General features: G+C 47.1%; 1 protein-coding gene. It reads right to left on the minus strand.

Annotation, left to right across the window (positions count from 1 at the left end; all coding sequences use genetic code 11):
* On the minus strand, positions 1-3,388 hold a 3,388-nt coding region (locus P9B04_RS17615), incomplete at both ends, for a glycerophosphodiester phosphodiesterase family protein (RefSeq protein ID WP_342056285.1).

Below are 3,388 nucleotides of genomic sequence, written 5' to 3' on the forward strand. Positions count from 1 at the left end.
TGCTAATTGCTTATTTTTTTGTTTTGTTTTTTCTTCATGAATAATGCAGGCTAAGACTGCGGGGTTATCAGGAGAGCGCACTTCCGTATCTGCTAATTGATCCCGTACAATGGCACCCGTTTCGGGGAAGTCGGTGAAGATCCCATCTACCCCTAAGCCAAATAACTGCTCCAGTTCTGATTCGGGGGTTTGAGGAGTACCATCGGGGTTTAGGGTTAAGAAGTTCTCTTCGTTACGATGGGTGTAAGGATGGATTTGCATCCCTGCATCGTGGGCCCATTGAATATAAGGTCTAATTTCTCCGGTAAGTTGGCTGGTTATTTGAGGATGCTTGGTTTCAGGATAAATCCCGATTTGTTGACCGGTTTCAGCTTCAACGTCTTTAACCAGTTGAATAACCTCTGCAAAGGTGGGAATTTCAAACTGATCGTTAAAAGCAGTATTGTCGGGACGAACGTTAGGAATTCGCTCTCTAGCCCGTAATTCCTTAATCTCAGCTAAGGTGAAATCTTCGGAGAACCAACCCCCAACCAGAGTACCGTCAACACTTTTAACCGTCAGGCGATCGCTAAATTGAGGCAATTCAGCAACGTTTGTGCTTTCGGAGGTAACAATGGGATTACCTTCTCCATCGAGGAGAATCTCTCCATTTTCGTCCAGTTCTACCCTTGCTAGATCGTTTTCATGACGAGCAATTAAAACCCCGTCGCTGGTGGCCACTAAATCGGGTTCAATAAAGTCAGCACCCTGTTCAATAGCTAATTGGTAGGCTTCTAAGGTATGTTCAGGACGCTCACCACTGGCACCACGGTGACCGATTACCAGAGGAGTTTGGCCGTTTAAGGTATCGAATTCAGGAAAATTAGGAGTAGCAATGGGTTCGCTCACTAATTCCCCTTCTAGGTTAAATTCTAGGATATAAGGTCCGAATTCCTCCCCAATCCAAATACGATCTTCTGTGACAACAATGGATTCAATGTCAAAATCGGCACCGGTCAACAGTCTGTTGGCGGTTCCTTCTAACTCAATATCAAAGGGGATTAAATCGTTAGGATCAGATAGTTGGATAAAGTCGAGGACTTCTGCTTCCCCTGTGCCGCCTTCTGGGGTTTGGAAGTTGGGGTCAACTTTAAAGATTCTCAGGAGATAATCAGCACTATTGGCCGCATTACCGTAACCGTTATCGGATAAAAACCAATAATTACCATCTTCGGCAAATTGTACCCCACTAAATCCTTGTACTGGTTGTTCGGGGAAAGGAGTTGTCCGTCCGTTGGTGGGGTTATTAACTGCATTACCAGAACCGCCAGGTAGTCCCGGTTCAAAGGTATCAGCAGGTAGAGAAGAAAATCCTACTAAAGTTGTGTTGCTAACTTCTTCAGGAGAGACACCAAAAAGAGTTTGGTACATGATACGGTACATATCAGTGTTATCCACCGTAGCCTCTAACATCTCAGAATTTAAACCGTAAGCCTTAGAAACGATACTACCAGCAACATCCGAAGTAGTAGCATAAGCAATCCCAAACTCAAAAATATCTCCGTCAGCATCCGGCGCACCAGTGACAAAAGGAGCAGTATCATTACCAGTAGTGCCATCCCGAGGAACTTCCGTTTCAAAAGGAGTTTGTACACTGGTGCTACCAACAGTATCCCCAGACACATCATCCACCTCCAAACCACCAGCATCGCTATCAGCAGCAGTTAAAATTAAAGTGTTCGGGTCAACATTATTGACAAAATCCTGAGCCACACCAATAGCCGCATCAGCCCGTAAAGTAGCCTCGATAGACCCTGCGGTATTATTATTATTGGGGAAGTTATCCGCCCCTTCCTCTTCCAGAACCACCATGAAACCGTGTTCAGCGTTAGCAAACTTATCCAACCCTAAAGTTGCTTCCAACATATCCGCAACCGTGGGAGGATTTTCGTTTCCTGGTTGACCATAAAGTATTAAGCTACCATCTTCATTGACAAAATCATTTTCAATCAAGGCAGCTTCGTTGGTGTCGTTGTAAGTATCTTCCGCAGCAAACACCCCTAAAACCCTCTCCGTGTCCGCAGGTAAAGCCTCTAATTCTGCCAGGGTGTAAACAACCGTATAACCCATATCTTCAGCTTCTTCGATCAGGTTCCGTCCATCCTCACGAATTCCCTCTCGACCAAACTCTCCCACAGTTCCTATGGGTAGGTAATGGATTTCTCCTGCTCCCATAATCACATCAACACCAGACTCCACCACCTCTAGAGTGATTTCTTGAACATTGCTACGGTTTTCTGCTGCGGAGAGAAATACCCCTGTTCCTGGTTCGGCAATAAAACCCGAGTTAATCACCGCAGTAGGTTTCCCGGCTGCGATAGCTTCTTGCATGATAGTGGTTCCTCTCTGACCGGAGAGAGAGGTATAAGGAGTTCCTTCCTCATCTAACCCGTAACTACCTGCAAAGGGTTTGATTCCGTAGGCGTGAACCACTGCTCCTCCGTTGGAGGTACCCACGATGCGGTCTTCCATATGACCGAGATATACCCCTGCATCGCTCATCAAGTCCCAGTTTAAGCGACCATCTGGACCCACAGAGGAAAAACGGGCTGCTGCGTAGTGGGAGGGACTGGCACCGTCGGGATGGATAAAGATGACGTTACCTGTGTCTTGGGTGGGTTCGGGGGCTGAGGGTAAATCGTTGATATCGTCCGGGATGCCTTCTGGAGCAGGTAATGCTACATCGAACAGGGTTTCGTACATGAGGCGATAAATCCCTGTATTATCGATGGTTGCGGGCAGTTTCTCGGCGTTTAAACCGTAGGTTTTGGAGACGATACTCCCTGCAACGTCGGGGTTCCCAGACCAGATTACTCCAAATTCAAATGTGTCTCCGTCTACGTCTGGTGCGCTGACAAAAGGAGCAGTGTCGCTACCGGTAGTGCCATCCCGAGGGATTCTGGTTTCAAAGGGGGGTTGTATTCTGGTGGTGCCAACGGTGTCCCCTGAAGTATCGTCTACTTCTAAACCACCCCCATCGCTATCGGCGGCGGTGATAATTAGGGTGTTGGGATTGGTATTATCCACGTAGTCTTGGGCAACTCCAATGGCCGCATCGGCTCGTAGTACGGCTTCGATGGTTCCCCCTGCGTTGTTATTGTTGCCGAAGTTGTCGGTTGCTTCTTCTTCTAGCACCACAAACATCCCATTTTCAGGGTTGCTGAAAATATCTAAATCCAGGGTTGCTTGGAGCATTTGGGAGATGGTTGGGGGGTTTTCGTTGCCAGGTTGACCATAATAAATCAAGCTGCCGTCTGGGTTCACGAAACCTTGGTCTCTTAATGCGTCTTCGTTGGTATCGTTGTAGGTGTCTTCTGCAGCAAAAATTCCTAATACTTTCTCGGTATCT

This window comes from Crocosphaera sp. Alani8, assembly GCF_038442745.1.
Lineage (GTDB): Bacteria > Cyanobacteriota > Cyanobacteriia > Cyanobacteriales > Microcystaceae > Crocosphaera.